General features: G+C 70.3%; 19 protein-coding genes. 17 read left to right on the top strand and 2 right to left on the bottom strand.

Annotated elements, in window-relative coordinates; translation table 11 throughout:
* Window positions 1-2 precede the first annotated feature (2 nt).
* The 10 genes from selA to AB0F88_RS15635 all read left to right on the top strand — a co-directional run bounded on the left by selA (window position 3) and on the right by AB0F88_RS15635 (window position 7,427).
* The gene (selA, locus tag AB0F88_RS15680) at window positions 3-1,283 is read left to right on the top strand and encodes an L-seryl-tRNA(Sec) selenium transferase (protein ID WP_362683214.1); all 1,281 of its coding nucleotides are present in this window, start codon (window positions 3-5) and stop codon (window positions 1,281-1,283) included.
* A complete protein-coding gene (selB, locus tag AB0F88_RS15675) occupies window positions 1,274-3,007 on the top strand; it encodes a selenocysteine-specific translation elongation factor (protein ID WP_362683210.1) in 1,734 nt (577 codons plus the stop codon). The genes selA and selB overlap by 10 nt, the downstream gene beginning before the upstream one ends.
* Complete coding sequence (locus AB0F88_RS15670; RefSeq protein ID WP_362683207.1) at window positions 2,967-3,413, top strand: rhodanese-like domain-containing protein; 447 nt, start codon at window positions 2,967-2,969, stop codon at window positions 3,411-3,413. The genes selB and AB0F88_RS15670 overlap by 41 nt, the downstream gene beginning before the upstream one ends.
* Before the next feature lie 544 nt (window positions 3,414-3,957).
* The gene (locus AB0F88_RS15665) at window positions 3,958-4,635 is read left to right on the top strand and encodes a hypothetical protein (RefSeq protein ID WP_362683204.1); all 678 of its coding nucleotides are present in this window, start codon (window positions 3,958-3,960) and stop codon (window positions 4,633-4,635) included.
* A gap of 4 nt (window positions 4,636-4,639) precedes the next feature.
* Window positions 4,640-5,146 carry a hypothetical protein gene (locus tag AB0F88_RS15660; RefSeq protein ID WP_362683201.1) on the top strand — a complete coding sequence of 169 codons (507 nt, stop codon included), beginning with the start codon at window positions 4,640-4,642 and terminating at the stop codon, window positions 5,144-5,146.
* Window positions 5,143-5,637, top strand: coding sequence for a hypothetical protein (locus AB0F88_RS15655; RefSeq protein WP_362683198.1), 495 nt, complete (start codon window positions 5,143-5,145; stop codon window positions 5,635-5,637). Before AB0F88_RS15660 ends, AB0F88_RS15655 begins: the two co-directional genes overlap by 4 nt.
* 7 nt (window positions 5,638-5,644) lie before the next feature.
* Window positions 5,645-5,803 (top strand): hypothetical protein, encoded by a 159-nt coding sequence (locus tag AB0F88_RS15650; RefSeq protein ID WP_362683195.1) that lies wholly within the window; start codon window positions 5,645-5,647, stop codon window positions 5,801-5,803.
* Between the two features lie 48 nt (window positions 5,804-5,851).
* Window positions 5,852-6,364 carry a hypothetical protein gene (locus AB0F88_RS15645; RefSeq protein ID WP_362683192.1) on the top strand — a complete coding sequence of 171 codons (513 nt, stop codon included), beginning with the start codon at window positions 5,852-5,854 and terminating at the stop codon, window positions 6,362-6,364.
* Window positions 6,361-6,894, top strand: coding sequence for a MauE/DoxX family redox-associated membrane protein (locus AB0F88_RS15640; protein WP_362683189.1), 534 nt, complete (start codon window positions 6,361-6,363; stop codon window positions 6,892-6,894). The genes AB0F88_RS15645 and AB0F88_RS15640 overlap by 4 nt, the downstream gene beginning before the upstream one ends.
* Window positions 6,895-6,926: 32 nt before the next feature.
* Window positions 6,927-7,427: a hypothetical protein gene (locus AB0F88_RS15635; protein WP_362683186.1), complete on the top strand. Its 501-nt coding sequence runs from the start codon at window positions 6,927-6,929 to the stop codon at window positions 7,425-7,427.
* A 106-nt stretch (window positions 7,428-7,533) separates the two neighbouring features.
* Here AB0F88_RS15635 and AB0F88_RS15630 read toward each other — a convergent pair whose 3' ends face one another.
* Together AB0F88_RS15630 and AB0F88_RS15625 are read right to left on the bottom strand one after the other, a co-directional pair.
* Window positions 7,534-8,190, bottom strand: coding sequence for a response regulator transcription factor (locus AB0F88_RS15630; protein ID WP_362683183.1), 657 nt, complete (start codon window positions 8,188-8,190; stop codon window positions 7,534-7,536).
* 26 nt (window positions 8,191-8,216) lie between these two features.
* The gene (locus tag AB0F88_RS15625; RefSeq protein ID WP_362683180.1) at window positions 8,217-9,542 is read right to left on the bottom strand and encodes a histidine kinase; all 1,326 of its coding nucleotides are present in this window, start codon (window positions 9,540-9,542) and stop codon (window positions 8,217-8,219) included.
* 246 nt (window positions 9,543-9,788) lie between these two features.
* On the opposite strand from AB0F88_RS15625, the gene AB0F88_RS15620 reads away from it, so the two are divergent.
* The 7 genes from AB0F88_RS15620 to AB0F88_RS15590 all read left to right on the top strand — a co-directional run bounded on the left by AB0F88_RS15620 (window position 9,789) and on the right by AB0F88_RS15590 (window position 18,799).
* Window positions 9,789-10,598, top strand: coding sequence for a cellulose-binding domain-containing protein (locus AB0F88_RS15620; protein WP_362683177.1), 810 nt, complete (start codon window positions 9,789-9,791; stop codon window positions 10,596-10,598).
* A gap of 281 nt (window positions 10,599-10,879) precedes the next feature.
* Window positions 10,880-13,246, top strand: a complete 2,367-nt coding sequence (gene lon, locus AB0F88_RS15615; RefSeq protein ID WP_362683174.1) for an endopeptidase La — start codon at window positions 10,880-10,882, stop codon at window positions 13,244-13,246.
* 142 nt (window positions 13,247-13,388) lie between these two features.
* Window positions 13,389-14,525, top strand: a complete 1,137-nt coding sequence (locus tag AB0F88_RS15610) for a Fic family protein (protein ID WP_362683171.1) — start codon at window positions 13,389-13,391, stop codon at window positions 14,523-14,525.
* A gap of 121 nt (window positions 14,526-14,646) precedes the next feature.
* On the top strand, window positions 14,647-15,609 hold the full coding sequence (locus AB0F88_RS15605) for an ATP-binding cassette domain-containing protein (protein WP_362683168.1): 963 nt from the start codon (window positions 14,647-14,649) through the stop codon (window positions 15,607-15,609).
* Entirely contained in the window at window positions 15,606-16,262 is a 657-nt protein-coding gene (locus AB0F88_RS15600; protein WP_362683165.1) for a methionine ABC transporter permease, read from the top strand. The genes AB0F88_RS15605 and AB0F88_RS15600 overlap by 4 nt, the downstream gene beginning before the upstream one ends.
* A 205-nt stretch (window positions 16,263-16,467) precedes the next feature.
* Window positions 16,468-17,025: a hypothetical protein gene (locus AB0F88_RS15595; protein ID WP_362683162.1), complete on the top strand. Its 558-nt coding sequence runs from the start codon at window positions 16,468-16,470 to the stop codon at window positions 17,023-17,025.
* Between the two features lie 238 nt (window positions 17,026-17,263).
* The gene (locus AB0F88_RS15590) at window positions 17,264-18,799 is read left to right on the top strand and encodes an acyl-CoA synthetase (protein WP_362683159.1); all 1,536 of its coding nucleotides are present in this window, start codon (window positions 17,264-17,266) and stop codon (window positions 18,797-18,799) included.
* The last annotated feature ends 2 nt before the right edge of the window (window positions 18,800-18,801 follow it).

Below are 18,801 nucleotides of genomic sequence, written 5' to 3'. Positions count from 1 at the left end.
GAGTGGATCGACGCAGTTCTGTGCCGCGGACCGACGCCATGCTGGCAGAACCCCGGCTGGCCGCCGCGCAGGAGATGCTGGGCCGCAGCCTCGTCAAGGCCGCGGTGGCGAACGCTCAGCAACGGGTCCGCGAGGGCCTGGCCGACCCCGACGACGCCGTGGACGCCGCGCTCGCTTTCCTGCCGGCGACCGCCGGCGGCCTCAAACGCGTCGTGAACGCCACAGGAGTGCTCGTCCACACCAATCTGGGCCGGGCTCCGCTCTCCGCCGCCGCCGTTGCGGCGGTCGCCGCGGCCGCCGGTTACACCGACGTCGAGTTCGATCTCGCCGGCGGGCAGCGCGCCCGCCGCGGCCGTACGGCTCTCACCGCGCTGGCGCAGGCGGTTCCCGAGGCGCGGGCCGTGCACGTGGTCAACAACAACGCGGCCGCACTCGTGCTCGCCGCCACGGCGCTCGCGGCGGGCAGGGAGATCGTCATCAGCCGCGGCGAGCTGGTGGAGATCGGCGACGGATTCCGCCTGCCCGAGCTGCTGGAGTCCGCCCATTGCCGGCTCCGCGAGGTCGGCACCACGAACCGGACCACCCTGCGTGACTATCAGAAGGCCTGCGGCCCGGACACCGGCTTCATCCTCAAGGTGCACCCGTCCAACTATCGGATCGAGGGTTTCACCTCCGACGTTCCCATCAAGGAGCTCGCCACGATCGGGCCACCCGTGGTGGCCGACATCGGCAGTGGGCTGCTGCGCCCGGAACCGCTGCTGCCCGGCGAACCGGATGCGGCCGGTGCGCTGCGTCAAGGAGCGGCGCTGGTCACCGCGAGCGGCGACAAACTCCTCGGCGGCCCTCAGGCGGGCCTCCTGCTGGGCGAGGAGGAACTGGTGCAACGGCTTCGCCGCCACCCTCTCGCCCGCGCGCTACGGGTGGACAAGCTCACCTTGGCCGCGCTGGAAGCGACCCTGCGCGGCCCGCGACCGCCGGTGCACCGGTCGCTCCACACGAGCGTCGGCGAGCTCAGGGAACGCGCGGAACGCCTCGCGCGACGGCTCGGTGACCGTGCGGAAGCCGTGCCGACCGTCGCCAGAGTCGGCGGCGGAGGCGCACCGGGAGTGGAGTTGCCCAGCGCGGGGATCGCCGTGGACGAGAACTTGGCCGCACGCCTGCGCTCCTACGACCCGCCCGTGATCGGCCGGATCACGGGCGGGCGGCTGGTGCTCGACCTGCGTGCGGTGGAACCGGGTCAGGACGAGGTCGTCGCCGCGGCCGTAGAGCACGCATGCAAGTGATCGCGACGGCCGGGCACGTGGACCACGGCAAGTCGACGCTGGTCCGGGCGCTGACCGGCATGGAGCCCGACCGCTGGGCCGAGGAACGCCGCCGCGGCATGACCATCGACCTCGGGTTCGCCTGGACCACGCTCGAATCGGGTGAGCGGATCGCGTTCGTCGACGTCCCCGGGCACGAGCGGTTCGTCACCAACATGCTGGCCGGAGTCGGGCCATGTCCTGCGGTGATGATCGTCGTGGCCGCCGACCAGGGCTGGCAGGCCCAGTCGGCCGAGCATCTGGCGGCACTCGAGGCCGTGGGCGTACGGCACGGCCTCGCGGTCATCACCCGGGCCGACCTCGCGGATCCTGAACCCGCCCTGAGGCAGGTTCACGGCCACCTCCGGGAGACCGGGCTGGCGGGGATCGACAGCGTCGTCGTCAGCGGGCGGACCCGGCAGGGGCTCGACAAGCTGGAGGCCGCCCTGGCCAGGCTCGCCGCCGCGCTTCCCGAGCCGGACACCGAGGATGTCGTCCGGTTGTGGCTCGACCGGGTGTTCACCATCACAGGGGCCGGGACCGTCGTCACCGGAACCCTGACCCGGGGGACGCTCCGCGTCGGCGACGAACTGGAGACGGACGGAAAGCGGGTCAGAATCCGAGGGCTCCAGACACTTGGTGAGAAAACGGAGCAGGTCTCCGCGACCGCCCGCGTCGCCGTCAACCTCCGGGGCGTCGAGCGTGACGACCTGTCCCGCGGCATGGCGCTGGTGACACCGGGGGCATGGATACCGGCCCAGGTCATCGACGTACGGCTGAATCCCGCCATGGATCACCGGAGGGAGGCGGTTCTCCACCTTGGATCGGCCGCCGTTCCCGTCAGGATCCGCGCCCTCGGCTCTGACACCGCCAGGCTCGTCCTCAGCCGTCCCTTGCCGCTCAGGACCGGAGACCGGGGTCTGCTCCGCGACCCCGGCAGGCGAGAGATCGTCGCCGGACTCCGTGTGCTGGACGTCCGTCCCGCCGCGCTGCGGCGCCGGGGTGCCGCGGCGGCCAGGGGGGCCGCGCTCGACGACGTGACTCTGCCCGACTCCGCGGCCCTGCTGCGCTGGCATGGCCTGCTGACGGGACGTGAGCTCAGGGCGATGGGATGCCCCCCCGGCGGGTCGCCGGTGGCCGGCGACTGGTACGCCGACCCAGGGCACTGGTCGTCGCTGACACGCCGTCTCGCCGACCACGTCTCGCGACGGCCCGCGCTCGATCCGGGGATCACCGTGGACGCCGCGGCCCAGCTGCTCGGGCTGCCCGATCGGCGACTCGCCGAGGCACTTGTCGTACCGCCGCTGGTGGTCGAGGGCGGGCGGGTCCTTCCCGCGGGCAGGTCGCTGCCTCCCGCGATCGCCAAGGCGGTCACGGAGCTGGCCGCCCACCTTGCCGAGCGTCCCTTCGACGCCCCCACCGCCGAACGCCTGGACGAGCTCGGTCTCACGGGCAAGGCGTTGGCGGCCGCGCTCCGTTCGGGCGCGGTGATGTCGATCGGAAAGAACGTCGTGCTCATGCCCGACGCGCCGGACAAGGCCGCGGACACGCTCGCGGGACTTCCCTCCCCTTTCACCGTCAGCGACGCGCGGGTCGCCCTGGCCACCAGCCGCCGCGTCGCCCTGCCTCTCCTGGAGTGTCTCGATGTCCGGGGAATCACCGAGCGTGTCGACAACGACCGGCGAGCATTGCGCCCGCGCCGCTGAAGTCGACCGGCTGCTGGCGCAGGCTCGCGCGGGGTTCGAGCGTCTGCGGCCCGTGGAGGCGTGGGCAGCCGCGGGCCGTGGCGCGAAGATCGTCGATACCCGGCCCGAGCATCAGCGCAGGATCGCGGGAGAGATCCCCGGAGCCGTCGTGATCGAACGCAACCACCTGGAGTGGCGGCTCGATCCCACGTGCGACTCCCGCATTCCCGAGGCGGGCTCCCGCCACATCCAGTGGATCGTGATCTGCGCCGAGGGGTATTCGTCCTCGCTGGCCGCGGCGGCGCTGCGGGAGCTCGGGTTGTACAACGCCACCGATGTCATCGGCGGGGTCGACGCCTGGGTGGAGGCCGGCCTGCCGACGGTCCACCCCGCCCGGCCCACGGTCCCGCGCGGGCCGGGGGAGTGAGCTCCCGGTAGCCGGTTCTCACGACGGGCGACCGCACCCCGGGGCGGCACGGCAGGCGGCCGCCTCGGTGTACGCCGAGGTGCCCGCTCCGGCTACCGCAAGGAGACATCTCCCACGCGTACGCGTACGCGTACGCGCCCGGTCAGGCTCGGCGAAGGTCTGGACGACGGCGGGCCACGGACAGGGGATCGGCAGCATCGGCCGGGCTCCTTCAGCGGGGCACCGCGGCGGCGCCGTGCTCGTCCACGAGCGCATCGGGGTCGCGCCGGTCCGCGAGTAATCACATGCCGCCTGACCTGTAGGGACGCGATCTCGGCAGGCACAGGCCACCGCCCCCCTGCGACCCACGCACCTTTCCGGGAGGTAACCCCCGATCTATCGCTTGAGCGTGATCTTGACCATTTGCGGAGCGTCGTGAGATATTCCGATCGATCTTGATAGTGCCTGGGCGAGGTGCCCGGCACGTCCATCCCTACCTCGCAGGACAACGCCCCCGCAGGCGCCATTCCGGCGTGCCCGTTTCTCCCTCGTGGAAGGCAATGCCATGCAAGTACGTGCACCGAACGGACAGAGTCTCACCGTCGAAGGAAACTCTCAGCCCTTCATCGGCGGCTGGGCCTATCTCATCTGGGCACACGGACCCACCGGTGGCATCCGGTTCCAGGTCGCACCGGCGGGATCCGCCGAGATCGTCTCCAAGCAGCTGGGTGACTGGGCCCGCCACACCGTGCGTGAGGCCCAGTGGAACGGCGGCCGGATCCTGTCGCTCGAGGACCCGGCGAGCGGCACCAACATGGTGTGGGTGGGACCGCACAACGAGGTCTCCACCTTCTTCAACGGCACGGGTGTCCCGTTCGAGGCCTTCATGGACATCCTGGCCAAGTTTGACATCCAGGACACACCGGGTGGGCTGACCATGCTGCCGCGGGCGGGATCGGGCCTGACGCTCGGCAACCTGCTCGCGGTCAACACCATCGACCAGGTCTGCAGCGTGCAGGTCAAGCCGGTCGCGGAGGCATCGGAGTCGATCCCGCGCTCCGCGGGCAAGCGCGTGCGCGGCGGTTCGATGTGGCGCGTCGACGAGAAGGACGAGGCCGGCAAGGTGCAGACTCGCTCCGCCTTCATGGTCAACGACACCGCCGCGACGACCGTCGTCGCCGCCCGTCCGGACGACGCGCGCTTCATCGGCGTCGTGGAGTCCATCTCGTGCAGGCTGAGCTAGACCGGTGAGGGCTTTTCTGGATTCGCTGGCGGTTCTGTCCTTCCTGGGGACGGTGCTGCTGTTCTTCGCCTTCGCCACGCTGCTGAACATGGTTCGCGAGCTGCAAGGCAAACTGCTCCAGGCGCAGGCGGCCACTCCGGCGGCGCCTGCCGTCAGATCGGTGGCCAGGTTCGGCTCCGACGATGGTTTGCCCACTTTCGTGCTAGTGGTGTCCGAGCACTGCCCCAACTGCACGGAGCGTGCCCGCCGCCTCGCCGCCGTGGCCGGGCCGGACCTGCCCGGGCACACCGTGCTGCTGGCCTCCGCCGACCGTTGCGCCGAGTGGGTGGCCGGCAGCCAGGTCCTGCCCGTCATCGACGCCGCCCTGCTCGGCAAGGTCGCCGTCGGCGCGACCCCGACGCTGGTCAAGTACTCCGCCGACGGGACAGAGGAATGGCGCAGGGTCGTCGGTTCCGACGACGACCTCGACGCCTTTCTCGCCGTCAGCCCCCAAGAGAGGTCAAACGCATGACAGTCGATGTCGACCGTTACTGGGCCGACGTGCCCTCCGTGGAAGACGAGCCCGACACCGGCGGGCGCCGCAGCCTGACAGCGTCGGCTCCCTCCCGCCGAACCGTCTTCAAGACCATGGGCGTGCTGGGCGGCGCCCTGGCCCTGAACGTGCTGTCCGCCCTGCCGGGCAGGAACAACAGCGCCTACGCGGCGGTGGGCACCGAGTACACCGACTGCGCCGGCTATTCAAGCACCAGTGGCTACAACAACAACACCAAGGCCTGCGTCGGCGCCCCCTACTCCAGGAGCTACTGCGGCTCCGACGGCTGGTTCCTGCGCTCCTCCGGCACCTGCTACAACAGCTACGCGGTCAAGATGTGCGGTGCGGGCAGCCTGGCCGACAGGAACGCCTGGCGGTGGACGCACAGCGGCACCAAGTACCGCTGTGCCGACGGATACGTCGCCGTCTGCGGCGGAACCACCTTCTACATCTGCTCCTGGGCCCTGTAGCGAAAGGATGAACAACACCTACTCCGCCACCAGGGTCGCGCTCGGCATCGCGCTGAGCACGGCCCTGGTGGTGGCCGCCCACGAGGTCTGGACCCTGTCGTTCACCCCGCTCGCCTGGGCACTGATGGGGGTGAGCGCCGGGTTCTCGCTGTCCGGCTCCGTTTGAAGCCTCAACTCAGCGGATCTGCTGACCTCGTCGGTCTGGCGAGGCAAGTTGCCGGTGTTCAGCCTCGGGCTCATGCTCGGCGCGCTGATGGCCGGGCTCATCACCGGGGCGCTCGGCGGGCTGGCCTCGGTCATCCCGGAAACGGTGCGGTTGTGGACGCTCGCACCGGTCGTCGTCATCATTCTGCTCTTCGAACTGGCCGGGCGGCCGCTGTCGCTGCCGCAGAACCGCCGGCTCGTACCGCAGGACGTCATCCCTCGCGCCGACTTCTCGGGGCCGCTGCAGTTCGGCTTCGAGATGGGTACGGGGGTGCGCACCTTCACCCCGACGGCGCTGCCCCAGATGCTCGTCCTGGTCATCGTGCTGGCCGGAGGACTGGGACCGGGCCTGCTGGCCGGGCTGGGTTTCGGCGTGGGCAGGGTGCTCATGCCGCTCTCTCGCGCGCTCAGCGGCGACCCGCGCCGGTGGGACACGAAGTTGCTGGCCTCGACGGCATGGGTGGGGCGCCTGTGCGCCACCGGGTTCCTGCTGTCGCTCGCGCTCCTGTGGCCGTATAGATGAGCATCTATGACACGCTGCCTGCCTGCTTCGCTCTGGCGGGCAGCGTGCTGCTGGTCGTTGCCGCGGTGCGCCGCCGCGGCAACCTGGCCGTGGTGATCAAAGCACACGGCCTGCTTCCTGTGACGCTGGTACGGTTCGCGCCGCTGATCGGTCCTGCCGAGGGACTGGCCGGCGCGGCCGTACTGGCCGGTTGGGTGACGGGAGCAGCCGGGCTGTTGCGGCTCGCCGCGGCGGCCGTGGCGCTCTGGTATCTGGCGCTGGCCGTCTACCTGGCCGTGTTGCTGCGGCGCAGGGGCGGGGTACCGTGCGGATGTCTGGACGAGACCAGCCCGGCGTCGGCCGTGAAGGTCGCCCGCGCCGTACTGCTGGCTCTGGCGACGGCACCCTTCGTCGCAGGATGGCCGCCGATACCGGCTGAGATGATCGCACGGTTGCTCGTCTGCGGGCTGGCCGCCTTCACGGCGGGGTTTTTGATCATCGTCGACAAAGTGGCCGATCTTCAGGGAACCTCCACGGCCCACGGGCAGTAATCACTCTGACGAACCCCCAGGGAGGACCGGACGTGAACCGCACAATCGTGATCATCATCGCGCTGCTCTGTACTGCCTGTGGCACGGCAACGGAGCAGAAGACCGATCCTCCCTCGCTCCTCCTCGAACCAGGTCAGCTCACGGACGGCCGCACGTGGACGATCGCGGGCACCTCGCACGGGACGTGGCGCGACCTGGACACGGGCCTGGTGCCCTGCGGGAAACGGGACATCGCGCCGATGGGGGCCGCGACCCAGTGGCGATCCTTCACGGCGACGGACGGGGCCACGGTGACGCAGGTCGTGGTGAGCGGGGTGGACGCCATGGACGCGTTCAAGTTCTTCTACGCGGAATGCGGCGCGGTCGGCAGCGTCGACTCAGCGGTGGGGCCGAAGAACGTGGCGCGCCACGACGGCGAGGTGGAGGTGGCGGCGATGTCGAAGGACAGGTTCATCGTGCTCGGCGGCACCGCCTCCGACACGCAGCTCCAATTGTTCGCGGAGACCGCGCGCATCTGGCTGGACACCGTGTAGCGAGGAAACGGGCCGGGTGCTCCGGGCGATCTCCGTTGCCGCTCGGCTCGGGGTCCTGGCCTTTCGCCGTGCACCGGACCCCGGGCGAAAGGCCGCCCCCCGGGGTTCACTCTCCCGGCCGGACCAGGCCCGTCTCGTAGGCGTGGACGATCGCCTGGGCGCGGTCGCGCAGGTTCAGCTTCGCGAGGATCCGGCCCACGTGGGTCTTGACGGTCTGCTCCGACAGCACGAGTTCCTCGGCGATCTCCTGGTTGGACCTGCCCCGCGCGATGAGGGCGAGCACCTCCGTCTCGCGCTCGGTGATGTCGTCCAGCCGCCCGCGCGGGCGGCTCGGGCCGATGCGGGCGAACTCCGCGATCAGCCGCCTGGTCACCGAGGGCGCCAGCAGCGCCTCCCCGGCCGCCACCACCCGGACCGCCTCGGCGAGCTGCTGCGCGGAGGCGTCCTTGAGCAGGAACCCGCTCGCCCCGGCCCGCAGCGCCTCGTAGACGTAGTCGTCGAGGTCGAACGTCGTCAGGATCAGGATCCTCGGCGCGGGATCGACGGACCTCATGATCTCCCGGGTCGCCGCGAGGCCGTCCATCACCGGCATCCGCACGTCCATCAGCACCACGTCGGGCCGCAGCTCGGCCACCCGCGCCACGGCCTCGCGTCCGTTGGCGGCCTCGCCGACGACCTCGATGTCGGGCTGCGAGCTCAGGAACACCGTGAAACCGGTCCGTACCATGCCCTGGTCGTCGGCGATGAGCACCCGGATCGTCATCGAAGCTCCTTGAACGGGGAGGGGGGTCATGCGTCCTCGGTGATCGGCAGTATGGCGGTTACCGCGAAGCCCGTCCCGGTCGGGCCGACCCAGAGTTTCCCGCCGAGCACGGACACCCGTTCCCGCATCCCGATCAGGCCGTGTCCCATGTGCCCTGTGTGTCCCGGCTCCTCGGGGGAGCGGTGCCCGGTGCTGTTCGTCACCTGGACGTGCAGCTCGGCGCCGTACCGGGCGACCTTCAGCGAGACGGTGGAACCGGGGGCGTGCCGCATGGCGTTGCTGAGCGACTCCTGGGCGATCCGGTAGGCGGACAGGCTCACCGCCGTGGGGAGCCCGGCCAGGTCGCCGATGAGTTTGAGCGTCACGACGAGCCCGGCGGAGCGCGCGGTGTCGACGAGCTCCTCCAGGCGGCCGAGGCCCGGCTGCGGCGTGGTGTCGGCGAGCCCGTCCCCCTCCCTGAGGACGCCCAGCACGCGGCGCATCTCGGTCATGGCCGCGAGGGAGAGCGCGCGGATCTCCCTCAGTCCTTCCTCCAGGCGCCGGGCGTCCCCGGCCGCCTGCAGCGGGACGGCCTCGGCCTGGATGGCGATCACCGACATGTGGTGGGCGACGACGTCGTGCAGCTCCCTGGCGATCCTGGCCCGCTCCTCCAGCGCGGCCTGGCCCGCCAGGGCCCGCTCGCTGCGCCGCTCCTCCTCGGCCAGCAGCCCGGCGGCCAGCCGCCGGGTACGCACGTTGTAGCCGAACAGGACGCTCGCCGTGACCACGCCGGTGACGAGGACCATCGAGTCGGGGTGGAGTATCCAGGCGCCGAGGACCGAGAGGATCCACACGCCCACGGCGATGTGCCGCTCGCAGCGGACCGCCGCCGCGTAGACCACGAGTGTGTACGTGATCGAGGCGGCCGCGGTGTAGGGGACCTCGTGGAGGAACTGCCGCGAGACGACCGTCCCCAGGGGGACGAGCAGGAACGCCGACCGCCAGGCGGCCAGCGGCCACCGGTCGCGCAGCGCGAGCGGCAGCGAGAAGGCCAGGGCCGCGAACATGAGCCCCTCCTGGTCGAGGGGGGAACGCGCCGCGGCCGCCTCGGTCTCGAGGTAGGACAGGCCGCCGCCGAACAGGACGAAGGTCAGTGCCAGGTCACCCAGCAGGACCAGGTCGATCGTCCGGAACGGCAGCAGCCCCAGGGCGCGCGGCACGCGGCGGGTGAGGCGGCGTGATCGGGGACGGGCCGGGTCGGGCACCCCGGTCACCAGCGCCTCGGTGAGCGGGCGCGCGAGGTGTGCGGCGGTCTCCCGCACTCGCCGCGCGCGCCGCACGAGGAACTGTCGCGCGGGGCCGGCGGGGATCACCCGGATCAGCGTAGGCGGCCCGCCCGTGACCCGCATCCCGCCAGGGGGTGACCTTCCGTGTCACCCCCTGGTGCCACGGGACGCGACCGGGGACGGATGATTCCCCGTGCGCCCGCCGTCGCTGAACGTTTCATCGGCCGGCACCGTTCACCAGGACATCCGGCCGTGGTGGCGGCGCGACGTTGACCGGTCCCGTCCGGAGTGTGATTTTCGTGGAAAGGATCGATCATTGAAGGGGGCACATCGATGCGGGTAACGACATGGCTGGCCGGCTGGGTCGGCGGGGGAGTGACGGCCGTCGCTCTCGTCTTCCTGGCGGCCGGAAACGCCACGGCCGCGCCGTCATCGGCGCCGGCGGCCTCTCCGTCCCCCGCCCCCCCGTGCCGTACGGCGCCGCAGACCCCGGCGCCCTCCAGCAGCCCGCCGACCGCGCCGGGAGCGCCGACGGTCGTGAGGGTCATACTCACCCAGGCGCACCTGAGCTGGGCCGCCTCCACCAGCCCGCACGGCATCGCCTGCTACTACGTGTACGAGAACAGGAACGGCACGGCCGTCCGGCTGGCCACCCTCCAGCCAGCGGCCACCGAGACGATGATCTTCTTTCCGTTCCCCCCGCGCGGCATCCCGTCGGAGGTCCACCACGTGTACGTCGTGGCCGTCGACACGAAGGGCGAGGTGAGCCCCCCATCCGCGACGACGGCCGTCACGATCTACAACGACCTCCCCCCGGAGCCCGGCACCTGCAGGGTGAAGTACGACTCCTGGAAGTGGGGCAACGGGATGAGCGCGAACATCAGGATCTCCAACAACGGCCTCGTGCCCCTCGCCGACTGGCGGCTCACGTTCACCTTCGCCGACTCCGGACAGCGGGTGACCTCGGGCTGGGGGGCCACCTGGTCGCAGACCGGGAATGCGGTGACGGCCGCGAGCCTGCCCTGGAACAAGGACCTCGCTGCCGGGAAATCCCTGGTCGTCGGCTTCCAGGGCACCCACACGGGCGCCGACCCCACCCCGACCCTCTTCCGGGTCAACGGGATCCCGTGCTTCGAGGAGTGAGGAAGGGGACCGGCCCGACGTCCCGTCCTCGCTGAACGGTCAGGGCCTGTCCTATGGCGGAACCGGAGGTCCGGCCGGGTGAAGGCGCGCTGTCCGTCCCCCTGCGGGGGCGTGCGCCTCACCCGGACGGACCCGGAACAGGTGCGCTCCCGGGGGTCGCCGATCCATCCGAACAGGCATGATTACACGATTACGATCGCTCACAGCGAACTCGCTCAACCTCGGGAACATTCTCAGGCTCCCATTAATTGAGTGTGTATAACTCAACCCTTGGAGTTCACATGAGTGAGAGCTTGATCCTCCCGGTCCTGCCGCTCGACGACGAGGTCGTGCTGCCGGGCATGGTGGTCCCGCTTGACCTGTCGGAGACCGAAGTCCGGGCCGCGATCGACGCGGCGCAGGCTCTCGCTGACAACAAGCCGGAGGTCCTTCTCGTTCCCCGGATCGACGGCAGATACGGCTCGGTGGGAGTGCGGGCGATCGTCGAGCAGGTGGGCAGGCTCCCCGGGGGCGAGCCCGCGGCCGTGGTGCGCGGTGTCGACCGGGTCCGGGTGGGCACCGGCACGACCGGCCCCGGCGCGGCCCTGTGGGTGGAGGCCACCCGCATCCCCGCCGTCGCGGCGGGTGAGCGCGCCCACGAGCTCGCCAAGGAGTACAAGGCGCTGGCCACCACGATCCTGCAGAAGCGGGGCGCGTGGCAGGTCGTCGACGCGGTCAACCAGATGGACGACCCCTCGATCCTCGCCGACAACTCCGGTTACGCCCCCTGGCTGAGCACCCCGCGCAAGGCCGAGATCCTCCAGACCGCCGACCCGGCCGACCGCTTGGAGAAGCTGGTCGAGTGGTCCCGCGAGCACCTGGCCGAGCTCGACGTGGCCGAGACGATCCGCAAGGACGTCCAGGAGGGCATGGAGAAGCAGCAGCGCGAGTTCCTGCTCCGCCAGCAGCTCGCCGCGGTCCGCAAGGAGCTCGCCGAGCTGAACGGCGACACCTCCTCCGAGGAGGAGGACTACCGCTCCCGCGTCGAGGCCGCCGACCTGCCCGAGAAGGTGCGCGAGGCCGCGCTCAAGGAGGTCGACAAGCTGGAGCGGACCTCCGACCAGTCTCCCGAGACCGGCTGGATCCGCACCTGGCTCGACACCGTCCTCGACATCCCGTGGAACGACCGGACCGAGGACTCGTACGACATCGCCGCGGCCCGCGCCGTCCTCGACGCCGACCACACCGGCCTCGACGACGTCAAGGACCGCATCATCGAATACCTGGCCGTCCGCGGGCGCAGGGCCGAGAAGGGCCTCGGCGTGGTCGGCGGGCGCCGCAGCGGCGCCGTGCTGGCGCTGGCCGGTCCCCCCGGAGTCGGCAAGACCTCCCTCGGCGAGTCCGTGGCCCGCGCCATGGGCCGCAAGTTCGTCCGCGTCGCCCTCGGCGGCGTGCGCGACGAGGCCGAGATCCGCGGTCACCGGCGCACCTACGTCGGCGCCCAGTCCGGCCGGATCGTCCGGGCCATCCGCGAGGCCGGCTCGATGAACCCGGTCGTGCTGCTCGACGAGGTCGACAAGGTCGGCTCCGACTACCGGGGCGACCCGACGGCCGCGCTGCTCGAGGTGCTCGACCCGGCGCAGAACCACACCTTCCGCGACCACTACCTGGAGGTGGAGCTCGACCTCAGCGACGTGCTCTTCCTGGCGACCGCCAACGTGCTGGAGGCCATCCCCGGCCCGCTGCTGGACCGCATGGAGATCGTGACGCTCGACGGCTACACCGAGGACGAGAAGGTCGCCATCGCCCGTGACCACCTGCTCCCGCGCCAGCTCGACAAGGCCGGTCTCACCGCGGAGGACGTCACCGTCGGCGAGGACGCGCTGCGCAAGCTCGCCGGCGAGTACACCAGGGAGGCCGGAGTCCGGTCCCTGGAGCGCTCGATCGCCAGGATCCTGCGCAAGGTGACGGCCAACGTCGCGCTCGGCGAGAGCGAGCTGCCCGTGACGGTGGAGGACCTGGTCCCCTACCTGGGCCGCCCGCGCAACGTGCCGGAGTCCTCGCTCCCCGAGTCCAGCCAGCGTACGGCGGTGCCCGGCGTGGCCACCGGCCTGGCGGTCACCGGGGCGGGTGGCGACGTCCTCTACGTGGAGGCGTCCCTGGCCGACCCCGAGACCGGCGACACCGGCCTGACCCTGACCGGCCAGCTCGGCGACGTCATGAAGGAGTCGGCCCGGATCGCGCTCTCCTACCTGCGCTCGCGGGGCGCGGAGCTGGAGTTGCCGGTCGCCTCCCTCAAGGACCGCTCGGTGCACGTCCACTTCCCGGCCGGAGCCGTTCCCAAGGACGGCCCGTCCGCGGGCGTCACCCTGATCACGGCCCTGGCCTCGCTGCTCTCCGGCCGTCAGGTCCGCGCCGACGTGGCCATGACCGGTGAGGTCTCCCTCACCGGCCGGGTGCTCCCGATCGGCGGGGTCAAGCAGAAGCTGCTGGCCGCCCACCGGGCGGGCATCACGACCGTGCTGATCCCGGCGCGCAACGAGCCCGACCTGGACGACGTTCCGCAGGCCGTGCGCGACGAGCTCACCGTGCACACGGTGAGCGACGTGCGCGAGGTCCTGGAGATCGCGCTCACCCCGGCCAAGGTCGCCCAGCACACCGCCGCCTGAGTGGCCTGATCCGCGTTCCCCGCGACGGCCCGCCCTCTCCAAGGAGAGGGCGGGCCGTCGTCGTTCCGGTACGGAACGGACCTAGCGAATATAAATGGACGAATCATCAGGTCGATTGACTGAATGATCCGGTCATGGTGACATGGGTTCCATGCTCTACGGAACGCCTCCCCTGGAGGCCGTCGACGAAGTGGTGCTCGGCGAGATCGAGGAGATGCGCCGCGACCTGAAATACCGCCTCGCGGAGACCCACCGCTGGGACGGCCAGCTCCGGCGCCAGCTCCAGGCGCGGGCCATCCAGGGCTCCAACTCGATCGAGGGCTACCGGGCCAGCGTCGAGGACATCGAGTCCATCATGGCCGGTGAGGAGCCGCTGGACACCTCCGCCGCGGTCACCAGGGAGATCTCCGGCTACCAGCAGGCGCTGACCTACATCCAGCTGCTCTCCCGGGCGCCGGTGTTCGCGTTCGACGCCGGGCTGCTCCACGCGCTCAACTTCATGATGATCGGCCACCATCTCGACAAGACGCCGGGCACGGTGCGGCCCGGGGGCATCTATGTCCGCGACTCCGCCACCGGGGAGGTCGTCTACGAGGGCCCGGACGCGGAGCGGGTGCCGGAGCTGATGGCCGAGCTGGTCGCCTGGCTCAACGAGGGCGACCTCGAGGCGCCGAGCTACGTGCGGGCGGCGATGGCCCACTTCAACCTGGTGAGCATCCACCCCTGGCGCGACGGCAACGGCCGCATGTCGCGGGCGCTGCAGACGCTCGTGCTCGGCAGGGACCGGATCACCACCCCGGAGTTCTCCTCCATCGAGGAGTGGCTGGGGCAGGCCAGGAACACCTATGACTACTACGACGCCCTGGCCGGGATACAGAGGCGGAACTGGAACCCGCACGGGGACATGCTGCACTGGGTGCGCTTCTGCCTGCGCGCCCACCACCTCCAGGCCCAGCGGGTCGGGCGCAGGCTCTCCGAGGCGGGGGAGGTGTGGATGCTCCTGGAGGAGCGGATCGACGCCGACGGGCTCAACACCCGCACCGTTTCCGCGCTCTACGAGGTGTTCGTCAACCGGCGGCTGCGCCGGAGCAGATACCAGCTGGACGAGTCGCTCAGCCAGGGGCAGGCGGCCAGGGACCTGCGCGACCTGGCGGCCAAGGGGTGGCTCACGCCGTACGGGGAGACCAAGGGCCGCTTCTACGCGCCGGGGGAGAGGATGCGGGCGATCAAGGAGGACTTCGCCCAGCGGATCGTCCCCCTGCGGGACCCGTACCGGTGATGACCAGGCGTCACCGGCGGTGACCGGGGACGGTCGCGGGAGGTCTCGTGGGGGACGTGTGTTCGGTTTCACCTAACATATCGGGAATGAGGGTAAAGAAAGAGTGCGTTGAGGACCAGCTGTGATCAATGTGTCTGGCCTGCGGAAGGTCTATCAGGATCGGGGCCGAGAGGTGGTCGCCGTCGACGGCGTGGATCTCCACGTCCGCGAGGGTGAGATATTCGGCGTGCTCGGGCAGAGCGGCGCCGGCAAGAGCACCCTGCTGCGCTGCGTGAACCTGCTGGAGCGACCCACCTCCGGCACCGTCTCGGTGGCGGGCCAGGAACTGACCTCCCTGCGCGAGGGCGACCTGCGCAGGGCCCGGCAGCGGATCGGGATGATCCACCAGCACTTCGCGCTGCTCTCCTCCCGCACGGTCGCCGGGAACGTCGCCTTCCCGCTGGAGGTCATGGGGGTGGCCAAGGCCGAGCGCGCCAGGCGTACGGCCGAGCTGCTGGAGCTGGTCGGGCTGGCCGACAAGGCCGCCGCGCACCCCGCGCAGCTGTCGGGCGGGCAGAAGCAGCGGGTCGGCATCGCCCGCGCGCTGGCCGGAAGCCCCCCGGTGCTGCTGTCGGACGAGGCCACCTCGGCGCTCGACCCCGGTACCACGCAGTCGATCCTCGCCCTGCTCAAGCGCCTCAACCGCGAGCTCGGCCTGACGATCCTGCTGATCACCCACGAGATGCACGTCGTCAAGTCGATCTGCGACTCGGTCGCCGTCATGCGGGACGGCCTGGTCGAGGAGTCGGGGACCATCCCCGAACTGATCTCCAGGCCCGGATCCAGGCTCGCCGCGGAGCTGTTCCCCCTGCCGGAGCCGGAGCCGGGCCACGTCACGATCACCTTCACCGGGCAGGCCGACGAGCCGGTGGTGTCGCAGGTGGTCCGCAAGTTCGACGTGGACGTCAACATCCTCGGCGGAGCCCTGGAGGAGGTGGCGGGCGTCTCGACGGGACGGCTGCGCCTGCTCGTCACCGGTGACGAGCGCGCCGCCGCGCTCACCTACCTGGCCGAACGCGGCCTGCTCGTCGAGGAGGCCCGATGACCTGGGAAGAGATGTTCCCGCTGCTGATGGAGTCGACCGGCCAGACCGTCCAGATGGTCCTGTGGTCGACCCTGTTCACGGTGATCCTCGGCCTCCCGCTCGGGGTGGCGCTGGTCGCCACCGACCGGGGCGGGCTGTTCCCCTCGCCCGCCCTCAACCGGGTGCTCGGGCTGGTCGTCAACATCGGCCGCTCGCTGCCCTTCATCGTGCTGATGATCGCGATTCTCCCGCTGACCAGGCTGATCGTCGGCACGACCATCGGCACCATCGCCTCGGTGGTCCCGCTGACGCTCGGCGCGGCGCCGTTCTTCGCCCGGCTGGTGGAGACCGCGCTGCGCGAGGTCGGCAGGGACAAGGTGCAGGCGGCCCAGGCCATGGGGGCCGGACGCGTGACCATCGTCGGCAAGGTCCTGCTGCCCGAGGCGATGCCCGGCCTGGTCGCGGGGCTCACGGTGACCGTGGTCGCGCTGATCTCGTACTCGGCGATGGCCGGGGCGATCGGCGGGGGAGGGCTCGGGGACCTGGCGATCCGCTACGGCTACCAGCGCTTCGAGACCACGCTCATGATCGTCACCGTGGTGGTGCTGGTCGCCGTCGTGCAGATCGTGCAGACCCTGGGCGACACCGTCGCCCGCCGTCTCGCGCGTAACTGACCGGATTTCCACGCTGATCATTTAACTTCATTTCATGATTTATCCGGTAAGGAATCTGATTTGATCATTGGCGTGGCCTGGTGTTTCAAGTGAAGTGAAAGTCAGGGGCAATCGGCGCATCGTACAACATGTGTGTCAGAATCCTCACTCCCGAGAGGAACCCCTCAAAATGCGATTCGCCAGCCGAATCCTGTTGGGCGCCGGTATGGCCGCCCTTCTTGCCACGGGCGCCCCGGCGATGGCCAACGCCGAGACCGCGACCCCCGTCCAGACCGCCGCCGCGACCCCCCACTTCGTCGACTCCTGGGGACCGTACTACTCCGGTGACGAGAAGGCGGAGGCCGAAGGCAAGGTCGCCGTGGAGAAGAAGTCACAGAAGCACTGGTACTGGAAGAAGTATTCCAAGATCGTCAAGAAGTGCTACTGGCACAAGGGTGAAAAGAAGTGCAAGTGGGTGAAGCAGTGGTTCAAGAAGCGCGCGTGGAAGTGGGAGCACGAATACCACTACACCGTCGGTAGCAAGCTCACCAACCACAAGTGGTGGAGCAAGCCCAGGCACTTCTGTGCGTGGGAGACCTTCAGGGTCGTGGGCTTCGACGGCTCGTCCACCTTCAAGAGCTTCAAGAACTGCTCCAAGAAGCCCGCCTACTACTCCTTCTCCGGCACGGACGCCGAGCACATCTACGTCAAGGTGAGCCGGGGCAACCACGGCCACCCCAACGGTTACCAGGGTGGCTGGGAGCACATCTACAGCCACGCCTGATCCGCACGGCCGAGGCTCCCCGGAGCTCGGGCCACGCTGCGCACGGCCCGAGCTCCCAGGAGTACGACCACGCTGATCCACCCGGCCGGGACCCTCCCGGGTACGGCCACCTCAGATCCACCCGGCCAGGACTCTCCCGAGGCCTGAGCACCCCTGGGCCGCGACCTCACGCGAGGTCGCGGCCCAGTCGCGTGCGGGCACTTCTCACCGAACTTCCCGCCGAGTAATGTTCGGTTTCATGCACCCGGGAGCGATCGCAGCAGTCTCGCCCGACAAACCCGCTGTGATCATGGCGGGCTCCGGACGGGTCGTCACCTACCGCGAGCTGGACGAGGAGTCCAACCGCCTCGCCCACCTCTTCCGCGCCGCCGGGCTGCGACCGGGCGACCACATCGCCTTCATGCTGGAGAACCACCCGCTGTTCCTGGTGATCGCGTGGGCCGCGCACCGCTCCGGCCTGTACTACACCGCGATCAGCCCCCGGCTGAAGACCGACGAGCTCGCCTACATCGTCGACAACTGCGAGGCCCGGATCTTCATCTCCTCGGCCGCCCTCGCGGACGTGGCCGTCTCCATCGCGGACCGCACCCCGGGCGTCGGGCTCAGGCTCATGCTGGACGGCGTGGCCCCCGGCTTCGACTCGTACGAGAAGGCCGTCGCGGCCCACCCCGCCACCCCGGTCGAGGACGAGTGCCAGGGCGTGGACATGCTCTACTCCTCGGGCACCACCGGACGGCCCAAGGGCGTCAAGCCCACCCTCTCCCAGGCCCCGCTGGACACGCCCGGGCCGCTGCTGCAGCTCATCCAGTTCCTGTTCGCGCCCTCCGCCGACAGCGTCTACCTCTCCCCGGCGCCGCTCTACCACGCCGCCCCGCTGCGCTACTGCATGACCTTCCAGCGCCTGGGCGCCACGCTCGTCGTCATGGAGAGGTTCGACCCCGAGCAGGCGCTCGCGCTCGTCGAGAAGTACCGCGTCACCCACTCGCAGTGGGTGCCGACCATGTTCATCAAGATGCTCAAGCTGCCCGAGGAGACCCGCGCGCGCCACGACCTGTCGTCGCTGACCTGCGCGATCCACGCCGCGGCCCCCTGTCCCGTCCCCATCAAGGAGCGGATGATCGACTGGTGGGGCCCGATCGTCCACGAGTACTACGCGGGGACCGAGGGCAACGGCTTCCTGTACGTCGGCTCCCAGGACTGGCTCGGCCACAAGGGGACGGTCGGCCGCCCGCTGCTCGGCGTCATCCACGTGTGCGACGAGGACGGCGACGAGCTGCCGCCGCGTGAGCACGGCACCGTCTACTTCTCCGACGGCCCCCAGTTCGTCTACCACGGCGACGAGGACAAGACGCGGGCCTCGCGCGACCCCCAGGGCCGGGGCTGGACCACCCTCGGAGACATCGGCTACCTCGACGAGGAGGGTTTCCTCTACCTCACCGACCGCCGCTCCTACATGATCATTTCCGGCGGGGTCAACATCTACCCGCAGGAGGCCGAGAACGTCCTGTCCGTCCACCCGAAGGTGGCGGACGTGGCCGTCTTCGGCATCCCCGACGAGGAGATGGGCGAGCAGGTCAAGGCCGTCGTCCAGCCGATCTCCATGGACCTGGCGGGCCCGGGGCTGGAGGCCGAGCTGATCGAGTACTGCCGGTCCCAGCTCGCGCTCTACAAGTGTCCCCGGTCGGTCGACTTCCGCGAGGAACTGCCCAGGCACCCCACGGGAAAGCTCTACAAGCGTCTCCTGCGCGACGAGTACCGGTCCGCCGGCTCCTGAGC

Source organism: Streptosporangium sp. NPDC023963, assembly GCF_040639135.1.
Lineage (GTDB): Bacteria > Actinomycetota > Actinomycetes > Streptosporangiales > Streptosporangiaceae > Streptosporangium.
Note: the sequence above shows the minus strand (reverse complement) of the source record. Positions and strands in the feature narration are given on the sequence as shown.